This is a genomic window from Paenibacillus sp. JNU01, from assembly GCF_059130585.1.
In genome coordinates, this window is record NZ_CP169723.1 from 6,678,858 (window position 1) to 6,697,841 (window position 18,984).

Sequence of the window (18,984 nt, forward strand, 5' to 3'; positions counted from 1 at the left end):
TATACTTATTCCATTTGATTTTTTGGGGAGGAGCGGGGTTCATCCTCGATCGGGTCATTATGAAGCTTAAGCGTAATAGGTAGATATGAACAACTCTCAGGCAGAGGTCATCTTTCTTGAGGAACACTTGATGAACGGATGTAATAACTACGTGTACGAAAATTTAAATGGGGGATGTTCGCTTGTCATCTGAATGACAGGCAGACATCCCCTTAATTATTTACTTCCTTCCTGATTGATTACAATGATCCCCGTATCAATAAATTCCTGCACGGGCAAACCGTCGCTTGCGAGTAACAAGGTCTCCATCATTTTGGCACCCCAGACTCCCTCATTCTGTGAAATAACGGCAGACAATTGACCGTTGAGCAACCCGTTTTCACTGGTCGGGCTGTCTCCGAACGCGATCAAATGCCGGTTAAGTCCTTTCGCTTTCCAGATCAGGGTAGAGGCAGAGACGGAAACAAAATCGAGTCCGATAATCGCATTGAAGTGAGGATGAGCTTGAATCATGTTCTCCATATCGGACATGGCGCGATCTTCATTCCCTTGATGATAACGAACCTCCAAGATTTCGATGTCTGTTTCACTGCGGATGTAGTCGATGAATCCATTAAGTCGCTGCTGCAAACCTTGCATCTCCTCCAAACCATTCTCGACAAGAATCATGCCTTGATTATGCAGAAGTTCTGTAGTCGTCATCGCGAACTGCTGGCCAGTGCGATAGTTATCAGCGCCCACATAAGCGATTCGATGACTGGATGGGACATCTGACTCGAATGTAATGACAGGAATACCCGCAGCTTGGGCTGCATCAATTACGGGTGTAAGTGCAGCAGCATCCACAGGAGATATAGCTATTCCGTCCACATGCTGTTTGATCATATTCTCCATGATACGGATCTGTTGTTCAGTATTGGCTTCATCAGGTGCGTTTACAATTAATTTGATATTGTGTTTGCCTGCATACTCCGTTGCATCCTTCGTGATCATCTCATAGGTTGGATAGGTCATTGGATAAATAATACCGAAAGTTTTACTCGCGGCAGATTTCTCGACAGGTGAAGTTGCAGGAAGTGATGCGGCCATTTGCTGTGGGCGAATGTGTGCCGAACCGGATGAAATGATCATCGGGAACAGCAGTATGAGTGTAAGTAAAAGTGCAAATTTAATTTTATTCATACATCGGCTCTTTTCTCATATCTGATGGTCTGGCCTGCGATTCCTCGGTCCCTTGCGTTCGGTATTCTCTTGGTGTAAAACCTGTTGTTTTCTTGAATATATTAGAAAAATAGTGAGAATCGTTGTAACCGACTTTGTAAGCAATCTCAAAGGTTTTGTTGCTGGTCGTTTTTAGCAGCTCTTTGGCTTTACCGATTCGAATCCGGGTTAGATACTCCGTTATCGTTTGACCCGTTTCCTGACTGAAAATCTTGCTTAGATGACTTGGACTGATTCTGACGTGTGCAGAGATCAGCTTCAGCGAGACTTGTTCGTTACTGTATTCCCGGGATACATAGGCTTTTACCTGATCGATGACATCACTGTATTTTCCGGAGCAGGCTGCTCTTCTCTGCCATAACAGGTTAAGCAGGGAACATAGATATTGGGTGCAATCCTCCCAGCACGTAATTTTCCGGATCGTCTGCTGCAGGGAAGTGATGTTCTCATCCGAATGGTCACTCATGCGGAACAGCTGATTCGCAAGCCGAAACGACTCGAGCGTAAGATCATTCAACAGATAGAAGCCATACGATGAGGACTTCCAGTCGAAGGACTGTAATGGAGCGGCAAACTCCTGCACAAAAGGGTCACGCAGATTGGGGCTACCGATTTTGAGAAATTCAAGAAACGAATTCCTGTCGAGAAATAGAGTCGTTTGCTCATCCAGGTTAATTTCAGTTAGAGTAGCTCTGTTCTGAAGGGTAAGCCGGGTAATATATTTATCCTCCTCCGCTTCCAGATACGAGACATGAATGCCTTGCAGCCGCTCTTGTTGACTGCCAATACCCAGAATAATATTACATTTGAACATATGCTCTAGCTGCATACGAACCCGCCCACGAAGCTGCTCCAGATATGCGGATATGTTCTCAGCGTCATTATACTTGAGCAGAAGCACGATCTCCGTCCGGCTTCGAATATAAGGAAGAAGTTCTACGTGGGGATCACAAGTTTCCTCCAGTACGGGAATCAGCTTCTTCATCATGGATTCCGAATCCGGGGAATCCTCTGTTAATCGAACGTCGATAATGACAATGGTGTAATACCTGGCTGAGAGAGGAAGTGCGAGTTGTTTGGCTGATTCAATCGCATCGGTTGTACCGATGAGTCCCCCACACAGATCGGCTAGCAGTTTTTCTTTGGTGATCGTTCGGCTTGTCATGCGCTGTTGTTCTTCATCCATTTGTTTGCTGACCTTATGAAGCATCTGAATCAGCTCTGCTGCGCTAATGGGCTTTAGACAGTACTCAGTTACACCGAGTCGGATGGCCTCCTGGGCATAGCTGAATTCATCATGACCGCTCATGATAATGATTTTGATATCAGGTTGCTGATTGCGAACGATGGAGGTCAGTTCCAGTCCGTTCATAAATGGCATTTTAATATCCGTAATCAGAATGTCCGGTGCCCATTCATGAATTAAAGGTAATGCAAGCTCGCCATCGGGTGCATCCCCGCAATAGCGAAAACCTTCCTTTTCCCAATCAATGCAGCTCCGTATATTCTCCCGAATCCCAATTTCGTCATCCACAATCATGACTTTTTTCAACGGTTAACCTCCTTGCTTTTGGGGATACGAATCATAAATGTGCTTCCTTCCATATACGTACTGTCCATTTCAACGCCATAAGCTGGTCCGAAATAGAGCCGAATCCGGTGATGTACATTGAGCAGACCGAATCCGCCTTCCTGCTCGTCATCTTGGGGGGAACGAGAACCCGCCGGTTTCTCCAGCTCTTCACGTAATTGAGCCAATCGATCCGCAGACATGCCGATTCCGTTGTCTTGTACGGTGAGAATGATGCTATTTTCCTCAATATATCCGTGGATGGATATACGCCCTTGACCGCGTTTGTTTTTGATTCCATGGTAGAGCGCGTTTTCAACTAGGGGCTGCAAGGTCATTTTCAGAATGGGATAATCCTGAAGCTCACGGTCAACGCTGATCTCGTAGGTGAGAATATCGTGATACCTCATCTGTTGAATGACCAAGTAACTCCGCGCATGTTCAAGCTCGGTTTGAATCGATACCCAGTCGAATCCTTTGTTTAGACTCAAACGAAAGAACTTCGAGAGGGCCTGCACAAGTTTGATTACATTTTCTTTTTTCTCTGCTTCAGCCATCCATAGAATGGATTCCAACGTGTTATAGAGGAAGTGAGGGTTGATCTGAGCTTGCAGCGTACGTAGTTCAGCTATTTTCACCTGTTCATTCTCTCGAATACTCTTTTCGATTAATGTTTTGAGCTTATCCAGCATCACATTGAAGCTTTTGCCCAGATCAGCAATTTCGTCTGAGCCGTGTGGTGTGACTTTGGCCTCCAAGTAACCGTTTGCAGCTTTACGCATCTTGTTCATCAGAATCCGGATGGGAAGAATCAGTCGATTATTCAGGAAAAAATATAATGATATTGCAAAGAAGGCACTTAATAAAACCGTGATGATGATCAATTGGCGAATGCTATTGGCCTCTGCAATGATTTCCTGATAAGGGGCTACCCCGATCATTTTCCATCCGGTCTGTTTGGAGGTGCTGTATACAACGAATTGCGGCTTGGATCCTGCGGACAGGATAAAGCTGTCATGTTGCAAATGTAAGGGGATTGATCGGATCTGATCCATCATGCTTATGGATGCCGGGGTGGCATCCGGTCTGAAAAGAGTATTTCCGTGTTGATCACTGATGTAGAAAAAACCTGAATCCTTAATGGGGGTGCTCGTCAAAAAATCATCAATAAACGAATCATTCAAATCAATTACGATAAATCCGATGACCTCATGCGTGATTCGTTCCTTGACGGTGGTTATAATTGAAAGCGCATTCTGTTTAGGGTAAGCAAATCCATCCAGCCTGTTATATTCGGCATGGGCTGCAGAATGAGGGATGCGTAGAATGGCATCCGGATACTGTATCAGATACTTGAAGTACGGGTTACGTAGCGGATTCCGTTCCAGCTTGAACACGCCTTTTCGTTCACTTATGCCTTTTCCATAGAAATTCACAAATGAGATATTAAGTACCTTGTCATACTTGTAAGTTTCCCGATATAGATTGTAGGTCTGAAGGATGGCTTTGGCTTCCGGGTAGGACTCCGATTGAGAATAAAGGTATTGAAGCACTTGTGGATTCTTGCCCAGTTCGAGCAATCGTTCCGTATCCTCAAACAAGATATCAATGTTCCTGGCAAGCTGGTCGGCGACCAATTGTGTCGAGGCCTTGTTATGATTGGATACGACCGTATAGGATTTGTGGTAAGAAATCAATCCAACCACGATCAGTGGTACTGAACTGAGGATGATAAACATGCTGAGTAATTTAAGCCTTAGGCTTGAAGCAATCCACTGAATGAGTTTCAACGTATTCCACTCCATCTGAAGGGATCGAAAATGTACCATTAGTATAACATGATTTTTAGATATTTAAGAGAATCGCTAAATACTACACCATTAAACAAAGAAATTACACATTTTGGATCTCTGTTTTTGAAATTGCTAAATTATTACATTAAAAAAACAAGATACTCCATATAAGCTTGAAATGAAAGCGTTCTATAATGTGATCACACCACAAGGTGAAATGAAAAAGGGAGGATCACAACATGCGAACCAAAAAAAAGTGGGGACTTGCCATAACATTGGCTATGGTGATGCTGGTTAGCACGGCATGCAGCAGTACCAATGGAGGAGCAGGCTCCGATAATGAAACTTCAACAAATGGCAATGGGGGTACACCTGCCAGCGCCAAAACAATTACGCTCGGTTTTTCGCAGGTTGGTGCGGAGAGTGGCTGGCGTTCGGCGAATACCAAGTCGATCCAGGAGTCAGCCAAAGAAGCAGGCTATGATTTGAAGTTTTCGGATGCGCAGCAGAAGCAGGAAAATCAGATTAAAGCCTTGCGATCCTTCATCCAGCAGAAGGTGACGGTGATAGCTTTTTCTCCTGTTGTGGAATCCGGTTGGGATACCGTATTGAAGGAAGCGAAGGATGCAGGCATTCCCGTAATTTTGACGGACCGTGCTGTGGATTCCCCGGATAAAACCCTCTACAAAACCTTTATTGGCTCCGACTTCGTAGAAGAAGGACGCAAAGCAGGTCAGTGGCTTAATGACCAATATAAGGACACACAAGACGAGATCAATATCGTAGAATTGCAGGGCACAACTGGCTCCGCACCAGCGAATGACCGTCAAGAGGGCTTTATGGAATTGATTGCTTCCAATCCAAAGCTTAAAGTGATCGCTTCACAATCGGGAGACTTTACACGTGCCAAAGGCAAAGAAGTCATGCAGGCTTTCCTCAAAGCACATAAAAAAATCGATGTTCTCTACGCACATAATGACGATATGGCACTTGGTGCAATTCAGGCCATTGAAGCGGCAGGACTGAAACCAGGCGTAGATATCACCATTATCTCGGTTGATGCCGTGAAAGATGGGATGCAGGCTGCTGCTGATGGCAAAATCAACTTTATCGTGGAATGTAATCCGTTGTTAGGACCTCAATTAATGGAAGCGGTTCAAGCGGTAGTGGACGGGAAAGACATCGAACCCCGAATCGTGACAGATGAGACAACGTTCACATCGGAGCAAGCCAAAGAAGCATTGCCAACACGCGAATACTAAACGCAGATTCGTATAACACCGAAAAGTCATTTTTCGACCAGGCTGTCGCTAAATGACTTTTTTCCATAACAAAGGAGAGGGTTATATGGCCGAGCAAGCACCCATTTTGCAAATGACAGGTATCACCAAACAATTTCCCGGCGTTAAAGCGCTATCCAGCGTCAGCTTTCGTTTGTTTCCGGGCGAGATTCATGCCTTGATGGGTGAGAACGGAGCGGGAAAGTCGACACTTATTAAAGTTCTGACTGGCGTGTATTCCATTGATGAGGGAACGGTAACGATGGGTCATCGCGAACTTTCCATTTCCGGTCCGCTCGAAGCACAGAAGGCGGGAATCAGTACCGTTTACCAGGAGGTTAATCTCTGCCCGAACTTAACAGTTGCTGAGAATATTTTTATCGGGCGGGAGCCGATGCGATTTGGCAAAATCAATTGGAAGCAAATGAACCAAGATGCGGAGAACCTGCTGCGAGACAGATTACATCTGTCCATCGATGTTAAGGCCCCTTTACAGAATTACTCAGTCGCGATTCAACAACTGATTGCGATTGCAAGAGCACTCAGCATCTCAGCCAAAGTGCTCATACTGGATGAGCCTACATCCAGTTTGGACAAAAACGAAGTTCAGCAACTGTTTCGAATTATGCACAAATTAAAGAGTGAAGGTCTCGCCATTCTTTTTGTTACTCATTTTCTAGATCAGGTATACGAAATGTCGGATCGTCTAACGGTGCTCCGTAATGGGGAATTGGAAGGAGAGTACATAGCCGCAGAACTTCCACGCATGGAACTAGTGCTCAAGATGATCGGCAAGGAGCTTGAAGTGTTAGAGGAGCTTCCGAAGGAAACGGATGCTGCCCAGGCGGAGTCGGGCGAACTGTTAATTACCGCCAAGGGGCTTGGACGGAAAGGCGCAATTGAGCCGTTCGATCTGGATATCCGTAAGGGAGAAGTCCTGGGCTTGGCTGGATTATTGGGGTCTGGTCGGACCGAGATCGCTCGCCTCTTCTTTGGTGCAGATCGATCGGACGAAGGCAAGCTGCTTGTTGTGGATACAGGAAGCATGGTCAAATCGCCACGTCATGCGATTGATCAGAATATTGCCTTTTGCTCCGAGAACCGTAAAACCGAAGGCATCATCGATGATTTGACCATCCGGGAGAACATTATTCTGGCTTTACAGGCGACACGCGGCTGGTCTAAACCGATCTCACGCAAGAAGCAGGATGAGATTGCCGAAAAGTACATCAACCTGTTAAATATCCATCCCAAAAATCCGGAGCATTTAATTAAAAATCTGAGCGGCGGTAATCAGCAAAAGGTGTTGCTTGCCCGGTGGCTGCTGATGAACCCGGATCTGTTGATTCTCGATGAACCTACGCGTGGCATTGATATTGGTGCAAAGACTGAAATACAGAAGCTGGTGCTCTCTCTGTCGAAGCAGGGCATGGCCGTGCTGTTCATTTCTTCTGAGTTGGAAGAAGTGATTCGTGTCAGCCAACGGATTGCCGTACTTCGGGACCGCAAAAAAGTGAAAGAACTCAGCGGGGAACAGATCCATCAGCAGCAAATTATGAAAGCAATGGCAGGAGGTTAAAGAGATGGCGGGCAAGATGCGTAAACATCATTTGTTTTGGCCGTTATGTATGCTTGGTTTACTTTTAATCTTTAATTTGCTGTACTCTCCGGATTTCTTCTCCCTTGTCATGCGTGAAGGAAATCTGTATGGCAGCTTGATTGATATTCTCAACTTTGGAGCGCCTTTGATTCTGGTATCCATCGGCATGACACTGGTCATTGCGACCGGAGGCATCGATTTGTCCGTGGGCTCCATTGTCGCGATCTCCGGTGCCGTGGCTTGTATGAGTATCAGCAGAGGAGTAGACCAGAGTTCCTTGGGGCTTGTACTGGGTGCGCTTGGATTATCAATGGGGCTTTCCCTGATCTTGGGTGTATGGAACGGGGCGCTTGTTTCGGTTGCCCGAATTCAGCCCATTATTGCGACGCTTATTCTAATGGTGGCCGGACGTGGGATTGCACAATTGATTACGAGTGGACAGATTATTACGGTATCCAATGCCAACTACGCCTATATCGGAGCCGGTTCGCTTGCAGCATTGCCTTTTTCCATCTTCATCGTATTAACTGTCCTGATTGTGGCCACTCTGTTGACGAGAAAAACGGCACTGGGACTGTTTATCGAATCGGTCGGAAGTAACGCGAGCGCGAGCCGACTGGCAGGTATTCGTTCCAAAACGGTTATTCTCACAGTTTATGTGTTCTGTGGACTGTGTGCCGGTATTGCCGGGCTTATTCTCAGCTCGAATGTATCCAGTGCGGATGGAAATAACGCGGGTCTGTGGTATGAACTCGATGCCATTCTTGCGGTAGTCATCGGGGGTACTTCGCTCAATGGAGGACGTTTCTATCTCATGGGTACCGTCGTTGGAGCGTTGATTATTCAAACCTTAACAACAACGATCTATATGATTGGCGTTCCGCCAGAAGTTACGTTGGTTGTTAAAGCTTTTGTTGTATTAGCCGTATGTTTGATTCAATCTGATTCATTCCGCAATTCCATGGTGATCCGTTGGAAAAAACGGAAATATCCAGCCGAACAGGGGGTTAACCGCCATGTTTCTTAATCGTAAGTATCTCCCGGTCTTTGTCACTTTCGGCTTGCTGGCCGTGATGTTTGCCATAGGGTCTTTCAGGTACACGGGATTCTTCTCCACACAGGTGCTGCTTAATCTTCTCATTGATAACGCATTTCTGATTATCACGGCAATTGGCATGACCTTTGTCATTGTATCGGGGGGAATCGACTTGTCGGTTGGTTCAGTCATAGCGCTGACAACCATTATTAGCGCAAGTCTGGTGGAGAAGCAGGGCTGGTCACCTGCCATTGTTATACCGTTGGTGCTTGTGATGGGTGCATTGTTTGGCACAGTTATGGGGGCGATCATCCACTATTTTAAAATTCAGCCCTTCATTGTGACGCTGGCCGGCATGTTTTTGGCGCGGGGGCTGTGTTATGTCATCAGTCTCGACACCATTACGATTACGAATCCATTTTATACACAGGTAGCACAGGCGAAAATATCCCTGCCAGGGGGCAGCTTTGTCTCCATTAATGTGATTATTGCTCTGATCATTCTACTGCTCGCGATCTACCTGGCACATTATACCCGGTTCGGGCGCAACGTTTACGCCCTTGGTGGAAGTGAACAATCTGCGCTGCTCATGGGATTGCCGGTTGCACGTACCAAAATCCTGGTGTACACGTTCAGCGGTTTGTGCTCCGCGCTTGCCGGTGTCGTCTTCACCTTCTATATGTTATCGGGTTATGGATTACACGCCATGGGTCTTGAACTCGATACCATCGCGGCTGTTGTCATCGGAGGTACCTTGTTAACAGGTGGTGTGGGGTACGTGGCGGGAACCTTTATTGGTGTATTGATCCAGGGAGCTATCCAAACTATAATTAGCTTCGAAGGCACGCTCAGCTCGTGGTGGACCAAGATTGTGATTGGCCTAATGCTGTTTGTTTTTATTTTGTTCCAACGACTGCTTAGCGGGCGGCGAGTATCCTCGAAATCACTGCATTAAGTGGATCGAATGAAATGATATGATATTGGACGCAAATACCGAACAATGAAATGACCATATGTGCTCTGCATCGGTGGCTGCGGAAACTAACATGGAGATGGGGGATGCGTGAATGAGAAGACATGTGAACGGGTTGTGCTTGTTCATACTGCTGCTGCTTGTCGGCTGTACAACACCTGAGTCTGAATCTGTGCCTCCGCCCATCTCGTCTAACAACTTGGAAACTCTCCCATCTGTTGAGGAATGGATGGAATCAGCGGTAGCAAGGGATACCTCTACGAAACCAATTGTCTTGGGTTTTTCACAACTGGGGAGAGAGAGTGCCTGGCGTCTGGCTAACTCCATGTCTATTCGTACTGCTGCGGCTGAATCGGGAATTTCCCTTGTGATAAAAAATGCAGAACAGTCTCAGACGAAACAGTTCGAGGCTGTTCGGTCGTTCATCAGGCAAAAGGTAGACGTCATTGCCATTGCACCTGTCGTGGAATCGGGCTGGGAGAGTATTCTTCAGGAGGCCAAGGATGCAGGCATACCCGTGATCATCGTAGACCGGTCAGTCGATGTCCAAGACACTTCACTTTTTGTGACAACGATTGGATCTGACTTTTATGAGGAAGGTGTGAAGGCGGGGAAGTACATTCAGGATCGGATGCGAAATCATCCGGGTACGATACGAATTGCCGAACTGCAAGGCACAAGTGGTTCTACGCCTTCCATCCAGCGTGGCGAGGGATTTAGAAGCATTTTCGACACCAGAACAGACATCATCTTCTCACAAAGTGCTCCTGCCGATTTTACGGAGGCCAATGGGAAACAAGTTATGAAAGGTTTCCTTCAGGTTCCGGAAGAAGAAAGACCGCAGGTTCTTTTTGCCCATAATGACGAAATGGCTTTTGGCGCCATTCAAGCGATCGAAGAAGCTGGGCTGAAGCCGGGAGAGGACATCATCATTGTCTCGGTGGACGGCTCCCGCAAAGCACTTGAAATTCTGGCGAGTGGGAAAATCAACGCTGTCGTGGAATGTAACCCACTGCTTGGTCCTCAGCTTATGCAGGCTACCAAAGAAATTATCGCAGGACGTACACTTCCGAAGCGCATGGTCCCCCCGGAGGACATTTTTACACAGGAGAGTGCTAAACGGGAGATGTACAATCGGCGATTTTAGAGTACGTAGAAAAATAGAATATTTTGGATAAAATAGAATTTACTTTAAATCACCTTATCGTTTATACTAAACTCACCTTGAACTAAAGTCTTATCTATGAGAAAGGAGGCTGTGGTTTATCTTTAATTGAAAGCGCTTTTTTTCGAGGGTTGAACGTTGATAAAGAGAGGGAGTGTAGTAAGGTATTATGCTGTGAATAAATATGAGGAGGTAATATTATGTTCAAAGGAAAGCTGGCAAAAGCGGTAATATCTCTCGCACTCTTCAGTACATTGTTCTCCATTCCTGCAGTGCCTGATGCTCGTGCTGCGGACGCAGCCTGTCCAAATGGTTATGTAGGCTTGACGTTTGATGATGGCCCATCTGGAAATACAACAAACATGCTTAACGCATTGAAGCAGGCTGGTTTACGGGCAACGATGTTCAATGTTGGACAAAATGCGCAAAACAATCAATCTCTGGTTACTGCACAGGTGGCAGCTGGCATGTGGATCGGCAATCATTCCTATACACATCCGAATATGACTACGTTAAACAGTTCTCAGATGTCGTCAGAGATTACACGGACACAGCAAACGATTCAGTCCATTACTGGAAGTTCACCTAAATTGTTCAGACCTCCTTACGGTGCGACTAATGCAACCTTGAAATCCGTTGTGAGCCAAAATGGCTTGACTGAAGTGCTGTGGAACGTAGATTCCCAAGACTGGAATGGCGCCAGTGCAAACCAGATTGTAGCGGCTGTGAACACCATGAAAAGTGGTGATGTCATTCTAATGCATGATCAGTACCAGACAACACTTCAGGCCATTCCGCAGATTGCACAAAATCTGAAGAATCGCGGCCTTTGCTCCGGCATGATCTCACCGGCGACAGGTCGGGCAGTCGCACCTGATGGAGGCACCACCAATCCTCCAGGTACTTCAACAAAAGTGGAAGCTGAGAATATGACCAAAGGTGGTCAGTACACCGGGAATATAAGCTCTCCTTTCAATGGAGTAGTGCTGTATGCTAACAATGATTTGGTTAAATACACGCAGTATTTTGCAACGGGCACTCACAATTTTTCACTTCGTGGGTCTTCAAACAATGCCAATATGGCTAGAGTGGATTTGAAGATTGGCGGACAGACCAAGGGGACCTTTTACTTTGGAGGAAACAGCCCTGCGGTGTATACGCTCAATAATGTTACTCATGGCACAGGAAACCAAGAGATTCAGCTGGTTGTAACCGCAGATGACGGGACATGGGACGTGTACATTGATTACTTGGAAATAAACTAATTATCACAGGGTTAATTAAAAAATGTACAGAGATGAAATCCCATTGGAAGCCCAATGGGATTTCATCGTGTTTTTGGACATTTTGTAATACAAAAGTGGAAGGGAAACATTTATAATGGATGAAATGTGGACAGGGAAAATTTGGTGTGTATTGAAACCATTTGTTTATTAGGAGTGGATTGATCCAATGATCATTATGATTAACGGCGCGTTTGGTTCGGGGAAAACTTCGGCAGCAAAAGCACTTCAACCTTTAATTTTCAACAGTATGATCTATGATCCTGAAGAAATTGGTTATATGCTCAGAAAACTTCTCCCGGAGAATTATAGAGAGGAGAATGAACGGACGGATGACTTTCAAGATATCGAGCTGTGGAGAATACTAACCGTAAAGACAGCAAAAGAGGTTAAACAGAAATATAACAAACACTTGATTATCCCCATGACCATCTATAAAGAGGAAAACTTTCAGTACATCTATAACGGGTTGAGAGAGATTGATCAGGACATTCATCATTTTTGCCTAACGGCTACAGAAGAGACGATATATCATCGTTTGGCGAAACGAGGAGATGAATATGGAGGCTGGCAGTATCAACAAGCGCCCAAGTGTGTTGAAGCTTTCAAGGATGAACAATTCCAAACCTACATTGTTACCGATCATCTGGAGACCAGTGAAATCATAGAACTCATATTGAAGAAGGTCCTAAAATAAAATGCGAAGTTGTATGGGAAGATCTGTATAACGAACAGAAGAGGATGGATGGTAATTGACGACAGTGACTTTTGAAGAGGTAACCGAACAGCATCTTCCTGAAATTAGAGTGATTTATAACTATTATGTAAGGAATACAACAATTTCGTTTCATACGGAGGAATTAGATCTTAATCAGATTAAATCCTCTGTGATGAACCAGGATGCGCGGTATAAAACTTACGTAATTTTTGAAAATAATCAAATGGTGGGCTATGTTCTGATCACCCAATATAAGAGTAAACAGGCTTATGACATCTGCGGAGAAGTCACTATATATTTGAAGCCCGATATTTTGGGAAAAGGCTTGGGCAAACAAGCCCTTCGTTATATTGAGAAGGTTGCAAAAGAACAAGGATTCCATACCTTGATTGCGACAATTTGCATGGAGAATACAAGAAGTAAATCATTATTTGAGAGAAATGGGTATGAACAATGTGCTCTGTTTAAAGAGATCGGATATAAGTTTGATAGAAAACTGGATATTGGAAGTTTCCAAAAGATACTGTAAGGAGATTATTAAATGGTTAACAACCTATATATTATATCTGGCCCCCCTGGAGTAGGGAAATCTACAACTTCCAAGCTGCTGGTGCAGACTTTAGAGAGAAGTGCATACATTTCTGGAGATGCGGTTAGTCACTTGCCGGTCAAAGGACGAGGTAAACCTTGGCTTGATAAAGATACAAATGACTTAACGTGGAAAAATATATCCAGTCTAGTGAAAAATTTATTGGACTATAACTACGATGTAGTTTTGGACTATGTTTCCTTTCCGGAGGACGTTAATGGATTAATGACAGAACTGGCAGACTATATTGTTCGCATAACCTATGTTGTATTGATGGTGGATCATCAAACCATTATTCATAGAGACTGTCTAAGAGCAGAAGAACATCAAATGAAAGAAAGAAGTGTGCTTCTGCTGGATGAGTTTGAAAATCATCTGAATTTGAGCGCAGATAACAAACTGTATACTCATCATTTTACAGAAGATCAACTACCTGAAATAATAAATGAAATTATAAATAATGAGAAGTATCGGGTGAGATAACAGCGCTTTTTACTAGGCTGCAAATTGTAAAAGTGATAAGAGGGTGAACCATTGAACAGAGGAATACGTTTTAGAATACCAAATGCCTATGGTTGCTTTCTTGGGGAGATTTTAAAACCAATAGGAGTATCTAATTTCGATTGGTTTATTGGTGGAGAAGAATCCTATTTCATTGAGGACGATACATTAGGGGATGATCTTTTTCCGGATATGATTATGGGTATGAATGGAGAAGAATTACAAAAGATTATTGATAACAACGAGTATTATTTAATATTTGCGAATTTAAAATCATTTCCAAAAGGTGCAAAAATCACAGATGTAATTACCTATGAAGATTATATGTTGAGTGACTGTCAGCTGGTTCTTCTTGTAGTGGATAGTATCTACGTCACGGTTTATTGTAAAGACCCGGAAAAAATCGAGGAAATATATAATCATATAAATAGACAGGGATTTAAATCTCTGGAATATGTAACGGATGAGAATGATATGAGGACAACACTATCGGTCTGGTGAAGGAATAACTGGTTTTGGAGCAACTGTGTAGAGGAGAGGATAATATTATCACTACATACGTTGATATGCATTAACATAGTTACATCATGAATGTGAGCAAGCGCTAACGAACCTGACACGTCTTATTCGGGAATTTGATAAGCCCTCCGAAATCTAAGGAATCTGAGACACGTTATATCCGTATAAATAGCCTTTTGTAGCGTTGTTGTCAGGTGATTTTGGGAAAAAAGATGTCTCAAGTTCCTTATAATTTTCAAAGAGGACCTGAAGGCTCAATAAGATGTCCTGTGTTCCTTAGAAAATTGCTTGAACTTGAAGACACACTCTAATCATTTTCCTCAATGATATTTGACTGTTTATGAATACGATTACATCTTATGAAGGAGGAATCTCACCTTGTCTGATTACTATTGGGATGACCAAATGGAATATCTGAGAAATACGCGTTGGTTATATTATAACGATGATTATCTCGAATTTTTGGTTCAACGTGTATGGAAGATTGAAAATCCAGTAGATCTTATCGACTATGGGTGTGGTTATGGCTATCTTGGGTTGAAACTGCTTCCTTTATTACCCGAAGGATCAACCTATACCGGATTAGACAAAGGCAAGGAATTGATTAAACAGGCCAGAGAGATTTTCTCAAAGACCTCTTATCAAACGACTTTTATTGTAGATGACATTGAAACAGTAAAAGTGAAACGTCAATACGATGTTGCAATAAGTCATGCCTTCTTATTACATATGACAGAGCCTATCACCGTTCTTCAGAAGATGATCGAAAGTGTAGTAGATGAGGGTAGAATGATATGTTTTGAACCCCATTGGATCGCTAATATGTCAAACTATGAATTACATGGACTTGATCAATCCAATATTATCCAGTTAGGTATTCTCCAAAAATTATTCGAGGAGGATAGCAAACGGAATGGTAAAGACGGAAATATCGGTATGAAGCTTCCAATCCTGCTTAGCCAACTTGGGTTGAGAAATGTAGAATGCCGGGTGAGTGACAAGGTTAACTTCTTAGATCAAAACATGCCAGGTTCAGATAAGCAAAAGCTTTTTCAAGCATTAAAGGAAGAAGGGCTGGGACAAAAAAACAATGCCAGGCATGAAGTTGTTACTCAATTGGTTGAAAGAGGACTTCATTCAGACGAAGCGAATAGACAATATGAAGCAGAGGATGTGTTTGCTAGGGAGTTTAATGAGAGCTCATGGTTAACCTACGCTCCGAACATGAAAATTACATCGGGAATTGTAACGAGATAAGCCTATAGTTTCTAATACTCATAAGGAGGTACAGAGGATGATATATAGGAGAAAAACCTATGTTATTGCTACTTCTTTTGTAGAAGAGTTTAATGCTCTATTTAATGATATTTTGCTGCCATCCCAATTGAAATACGGATCAAGACTAATTGGAAGATGGCATACACCCATAGATGATGAAACCAGTGAGATTTTTGCGATGTGGGAATACGATACCTTTGAACAATACGAAGAGATTGAGAAAAATATAAAATCAGATACAGAACACGTAAAGCGCGTTCAAGCTCGTTTTGATCAGATCGGAAGACATCGGTATAAAGAAGTTTTTCTAGAAGAAATTAGGCAAGCATTTTTCACATCGACAGTGGATCGCGAACAAACAATTTTGAAGTGAAAAAATGAAGAAGGAGATGAGAGAAGATGGAGACAGAAAGACTTATATTTCGGAAATATACCAAAAATGATTTTGATTTACTTTTTGAGATGACACGTGAGCCAAAGATGATGAAATTTATAAGACATGGAGGACCCTGGACGAAGGAAGAAACGATGCAAAGCCTGGAAAAGTTCATCAACTGGAATAAAAACGATAAGGGGCTGTTCCTTGCATTCAATAAAGAGGATAACAAGTGTATTGGAACCTCTGGACTGATTCCGCAGCTCATTGAAGGCACGGACGAGCTTGAAGTTGGTTACTGGGTTATGGAGCAATACTGGGGAATGGGTTACGGATATGAACAAGCTAAAGCATGGAAGGAATATGGCATGGGTCACTTGAAACAGAGACGGTTGATATCGTTGATTCAACATGGCAATGTGGGTTCTATGAAAGTCGCGCAAAAGAATGGCATGAAACACGAGAAGGACGTAGACATCATAGGAAAAAAAGTAGCGGTGTACTCGATTGAGGTGAATTGAAAATGACTCCTTTTCCTGAAATGGAAACTAAAAGATTGTTGTTAAGAGAAATTAAACAGAGTGATTCCCAAGACATTTTTCATATTTTTTCTAATGAACGATTCCAAAATGGTCACATCTATGCATTGTTGAAGAAAGATTATGTATGAGAATTCGAATTATTGGATCTTGCGGTAGTGGGAAATCAACATTAGCCAAAGAATTATCGGATAAATACGGTATTCCTTCCTATGAATTAGATAATCTAATCTGGGACAGAAGCGCCGAAAATCTGAGATACCCTGAAAGTGTGAGGGATGAATCCGTCCAATCTATTGTCAGTTCAGAGGCTTGGATCATGGAAGGAGTACAGTACAAAGATTGGACTTTACCATCCATACAAGAAGCAGATTTAATTTTTGTATTAAACCCAAATGTGTTCATTAGAGATTATCGGATTATAAAGAGGTTTGTATTCTCCAGAATGGGCTTGCGAACGTGGAATTACAAGCAGTCATTCAAGGACTTATGCAAGATGATTGTGAAGTGGAATCATCAATATAATATAGATGCAGCGATAGATGTGATTAACGAAAATAACAAGACAGCAATGATCACTAAGAATAAAAAACAGTTATACAGTTGATTGAAGATTATTTGGAAGTGATTTTAAGTGAGAGTGAAAAGAACTTTAGAATGAATCAAAGCGTGTCGAAAGAGGAGATTCAGAGGTGAATATAAAAGTTCAACCCGTTACACGAGAGAATTGGGAAGAGGCGCTGAAGATATCTTTGTATGAACACCAAATCTCATTAGTTCCATCTGTTATTGAGGGGATCGCTTACGCCTATATAAAACCGTGGGATGAAGCATTTGATCCTTACGTACTTGAGATCAATGGGAAGATATTGGGTTTCTTTTATCTGAGTTATACTCCAGATAGTACGGATAATTATTGGATTGGTGGTTTTCAAATCGATAAATCTTATCAGGGCAAAGGAATGGGAAAGCGCGCTATAAGAGCCATTCTAGACTACATTACGAAACAGCATCCGTTATGCAAGGTTATTTCATTAACGGTTGCACGTGATAACGAATTAGCACAAAATTTGTATAAGAGTATGTCCTTCATTAGTGAGAATAGAACCAATTTAGATGATGAAGTGATCTACAGGTTGGCAATAAGGTGAAAAATTCTAATCGTGCAAAGAATACATGTGATGATTTTCTAAATGAGGTGACTTAAACATTGAATAATATCAATCATGAGGGTGAATTACAAATCGTATTTGGTAATCATGAAGAAGACTATAAAACCGTTTGTAATAACTTATATAACTATAATGTCTCTGAAACAAATGGGTTATTAAACAAGCCTGGACAAACTATAAATCTTTTTTTACGCGACGAGACAGGTAAGGCAGTGGGTGGGATCTTCTGTGCTACATATTGTGAAACATTATATATTGATAATTTTTGGATAGATGTGGAACACAGAAAGAAAGGATACGGAAGATCTTTAATCATGCAAGCAGAAAGCATGGCTTCTGAATTAGGATGTAAGCTTGCACACACAAGCACATTTTCATATCAATCTCCTGAATTCTACAAGACGATGGGATATAAAGTCTTTGGATTAATTGATGAGTATCCTGATGGAATTGTTCAATACTTCCTAAAGAAAAGATTGTAAGACGAAAACTTAACGTGGCATTGGACGTAACGCAGGGTGACTTTGTAGAAACAAAAGGATGGCGCTCAGAATGGGGAGTGGAACTTGAAACAACTCATCTCTGCTGCCTGGATTGCTAGAAGTGTAAGTCCTTCTCTTACTTCGAACACCTTATATAGCTACCACTGGCGCATAATGAAAAGCATCGAGGAAGAAGAAGCTGAAAATAAAACGTTTTATGCTTTGGGTATGGGTGTTGGACGAGGGCAGTATATCTTTGTTAACCAAAAGCGAGGATTGGTTGCGGTATTCACAACAATTATATCTGATGATTGTTTGTTACCGCTTCAGTGGTTTAACCAATATATTTTGAAAGAGTAGTCATGTTGTAATTGGAGGGATACCATGAGTCAATGGTTTGATCTAGATGAACTTGATCCAGAGTTAATCAAATTTGCAGTGATAATCGCTAAATATAACCATAAATTCATCATTATCAAAAATAGGAAAAGAGGAGGTTGGGAGATCCCAGGAGGCAACAAAGAAATTGGGGAAACCATTTTACATACGGCGAGTCGAGAACTCTATGAAGAGACAGGTGCAGTGCATTTTGAATTGACACCTTATGGCGTATATGAATGGAATGGGAGCTTTGGTATGGTCTCTTATGCTGAGGTTAGTTGGCTTGATAGCTTACCCGAGTCGGAGATTGATGAAATAAAACTTGTGGACGTATTGCCTGAAGGGATGAGCTTCGGAGATATGTTTTATCATTTCTTGGATAGATGGGATGGACTTGATAACCATGAGTTAAAAAAGTACACCATCCAAATAAATCATTTAAATGAATTGCCTGTAATTAAAATAAGCTGATTTATACTGTAGGAACTGAAACTAAAGGAGATGGCAA

21 protein-coding genes are annotated in these 18,984 nt (G+C 42.8%); 18 read left to right on the forward strand and 3 right to left on the reverse strand.

The window, feature by feature from the left end; all coding sequences use genetic code 11:
* Positions 1 to 216 precede the first annotated feature (216 nt).
* From NLBNIHML_RS29485 to NLBNIHML_RS29495, 3 genes are read right to left on the reverse strand one after another with little or no spacing between them, the layout of a single operon-like run.
* Positions 217 to 1,182, reverse strand: a complete 966-nt coding sequence (locus NLBNIHML_RS29485) for a sugar ABC transporter substrate-binding protein (protein ID WP_339241833.1) — start codon at positions 1,180 to 1,182, stop codon at positions 217 to 219.
* On the reverse strand, positions 1,175 to 2,773 hold the full coding sequence (locus NLBNIHML_RS29490; RefSeq protein ID WP_339241835.1) for a response regulator: 1,599 nt from the start codon (positions 2,771 to 2,773) through the stop codon (positions 1,175 to 1,177). The genes NLBNIHML_RS29485 and NLBNIHML_RS29490 overlap by 8 nt, the downstream gene beginning before the upstream one ends.
* A complete protein-coding gene (locus NLBNIHML_RS29495) occupies positions 2,770 to 4,581 on the reverse strand; it encodes a cache domain-containing sensor histidine kinase (protein WP_339241837.1) in 1,812 nt (603 codons plus the stop codon). The genes NLBNIHML_RS29490 and NLBNIHML_RS29495 overlap by 4 nt, the downstream gene beginning before the upstream one ends.
* Before the next feature lie 242 nt (positions 4,582 to 4,823).
* Between NLBNIHML_RS29495 and NLBNIHML_RS29500 the strand changes: the two genes are divergently transcribed.
* The 18 genes from NLBNIHML_RS29500 (at position 4,824) to NLBNIHML_RS29585 (ending at position 18,947) form a co-directional block, all read left to right on the forward strand.
* Positions 4,824 to 5,846 (forward strand): ABC transporter substrate-binding protein, encoded by a 1,023-nt coding sequence (locus NLBNIHML_RS29500; RefSeq protein ID WP_339241839.1) that lies wholly within the window; start codon positions 4,824 to 4,826, stop codon positions 5,844 to 5,846.
* An 85-nt stretch (positions 5,847 to 5,931) separates the two neighbouring features.
* A complete protein-coding gene (locus NLBNIHML_RS29505) occupies positions 5,932 to 7,443 on the forward strand; it encodes a sugar ABC transporter ATP-binding protein (protein WP_339241841.1) in 1,512 nt (503 codons plus the stop codon).
* Positions 7,444 to 7,447: 4 nt separating this feature from the next.
* Positions 7,448 to 8,491, forward strand: coding sequence for an ABC transporter permease (locus NLBNIHML_RS29510; protein WP_339241842.1), 1,044 nt, complete (start codon positions 7,448 to 7,450; stop codon positions 8,489 to 8,491).
* Positions 8,481 to 9,455, forward strand: coding sequence for a galactofuranose ABC transporter, permease protein YjfF (gene yjfF / locus NLBNIHML_RS29515; RefSeq protein WP_339241843.1), 975 nt, complete (start codon positions 8,481 to 8,483; stop codon positions 9,453 to 9,455). The genes NLBNIHML_RS29510 and yjfF overlap by 11 nt, the downstream gene beginning before the upstream one ends.
* A gap of 112 nt (positions 9,456 to 9,567) precedes the next feature.
* Positions 9,568 to 10,620: an ABC transporter substrate-binding protein gene (locus NLBNIHML_RS29520; RefSeq protein ID WP_339241845.1), complete on the forward strand. Its 1,053-nt coding sequence runs from the start codon at positions 9,568 to 9,570 to the stop codon at positions 10,618 to 10,620.
* A gap of 218 nt (positions 10,621 to 10,838) precedes the next feature.
* Positions 10,839 to 11,903: a polysaccharide deacetylase family protein gene (locus NLBNIHML_RS29525; protein ID WP_494353375.1), complete on the forward strand. Its 1,065-nt coding sequence runs from the start codon at positions 10,839 to 10,841 to the stop codon at positions 11,901 to 11,903.
* A 187-nt stretch (positions 11,904 to 12,090) separates the two neighbouring features.
* On the forward strand, positions 12,091 to 12,618 hold the full coding sequence (locus NLBNIHML_RS29530; protein WP_339260606.1) for an AAA family ATPase: 528 nt from the start codon (positions 12,091 to 12,093) through the stop codon (positions 12,616 to 12,618).
* A gap of 64 nt (positions 12,619 to 12,682) precedes the next feature.
* A complete protein-coding gene (locus tag NLBNIHML_RS29535; protein WP_339261389.1) occupies positions 12,683 to 13,168 on the forward strand; it encodes a GNAT family N-acetyltransferase in 486 nt (161 codons plus the stop codon).
* Between the two features lie 12 nt (positions 13,169 to 13,180).
* Positions 13,181 to 13,711: an AAA family ATPase gene (locus tag NLBNIHML_RS29540; RefSeq protein WP_494353376.1), complete on the forward strand. Its 531-nt coding sequence runs from the start codon at positions 13,181 to 13,183 to the stop codon at positions 13,709 to 13,711.
* A 51-nt stretch (positions 13,712 to 13,762) separates the two neighbouring features.
* Positions 13,763 to 14,230 (forward strand): DUF2691 family protein, encoded by a 468-nt coding sequence (locus NLBNIHML_RS29545; RefSeq protein ID WP_339260608.1) that lies wholly within the window; start codon positions 13,763 to 13,765, stop codon positions 14,228 to 14,230.
* Positions 14,231 to 14,626: 396 nt separating this feature from the next.
* The gene (locus NLBNIHML_RS29550) at positions 14,627 to 15,505 is read left to right on the forward strand and encodes a methyltransferase domain-containing protein (RefSeq protein WP_494353377.1); all 879 of its coding nucleotides are present in this window, start codon (positions 14,627 to 14,629) and stop codon (positions 15,503 to 15,505) included.
* A 37-nt stretch (positions 15,506 to 15,542) separates the two neighbouring features.
* Positions 15,543 to 15,899 (forward strand): NIPSNAP family protein, encoded by a 357-nt coding sequence (locus tag NLBNIHML_RS29555; RefSeq protein WP_494353378.1) that lies wholly within the window; start codon positions 15,543 to 15,545, stop codon positions 15,897 to 15,899.
* A 26-nt stretch (positions 15,900 to 15,925) separates the two neighbouring features.
* Positions 15,926 to 16,423 (forward strand): GNAT family N-acetyltransferase, encoded by a 498-nt coding sequence (locus NLBNIHML_RS29560; RefSeq protein WP_494353379.1) that lies wholly within the window; start codon positions 15,926 to 15,928, stop codon positions 16,421 to 16,423.
* A 145-nt stretch (positions 16,424 to 16,568) separates the two neighbouring features.
* Positions 16,569 to 17,048 carry a P-loop NTPase family protein gene (locus NLBNIHML_RS29565; RefSeq protein WP_339260612.1) on the forward strand — a complete coding sequence of 160 codons (480 nt, stop codon included), beginning with the start codon at positions 16,569 to 16,571 and terminating at the stop codon, positions 17,046 to 17,048.
* 85 nt (positions 17,049 to 17,133) lie between these two features.
* Positions 17,134 to 17,592, forward strand: a complete 459-nt coding sequence (locus tag NLBNIHML_RS29570) for a GNAT family N-acetyltransferase (RefSeq protein WP_339260614.1) — start codon at positions 17,134 to 17,136, stop codon at positions 17,590 to 17,592.
* 59 nt (positions 17,593 to 17,651) lie between these two features.
* Positions 17,652 to 18,095: a GNAT family N-acetyltransferase gene (locus NLBNIHML_RS29575; protein ID WP_339260615.1), complete on the forward strand. Its 444-nt coding sequence runs from the start codon at positions 17,652 to 17,654 to the stop codon at positions 18,093 to 18,095.
* A gap of 84 nt (positions 18,096 to 18,179) precedes the next feature.
* Positions 18,180 to 18,455 carry a hypothetical protein gene (locus NLBNIHML_RS29580; protein WP_339260617.1) on the forward strand — a complete coding sequence of 92 codons (276 nt, stop codon included), beginning with the start codon at positions 18,180 to 18,182 and terminating at the stop codon, positions 18,453 to 18,455.
* A 24-nt stretch (positions 18,456 to 18,479) separates the two neighbouring features.
* Positions 18,480 to 18,947 (forward strand): NUDIX domain-containing protein, encoded by a 468-nt coding sequence (locus tag NLBNIHML_RS29585; RefSeq protein WP_339260619.1) that lies wholly within the window; start codon positions 18,480 to 18,482, stop codon positions 18,945 to 18,947.
* The last annotated feature ends 37 nt before the right edge of the window (positions 18,948 to 18,984 follow it).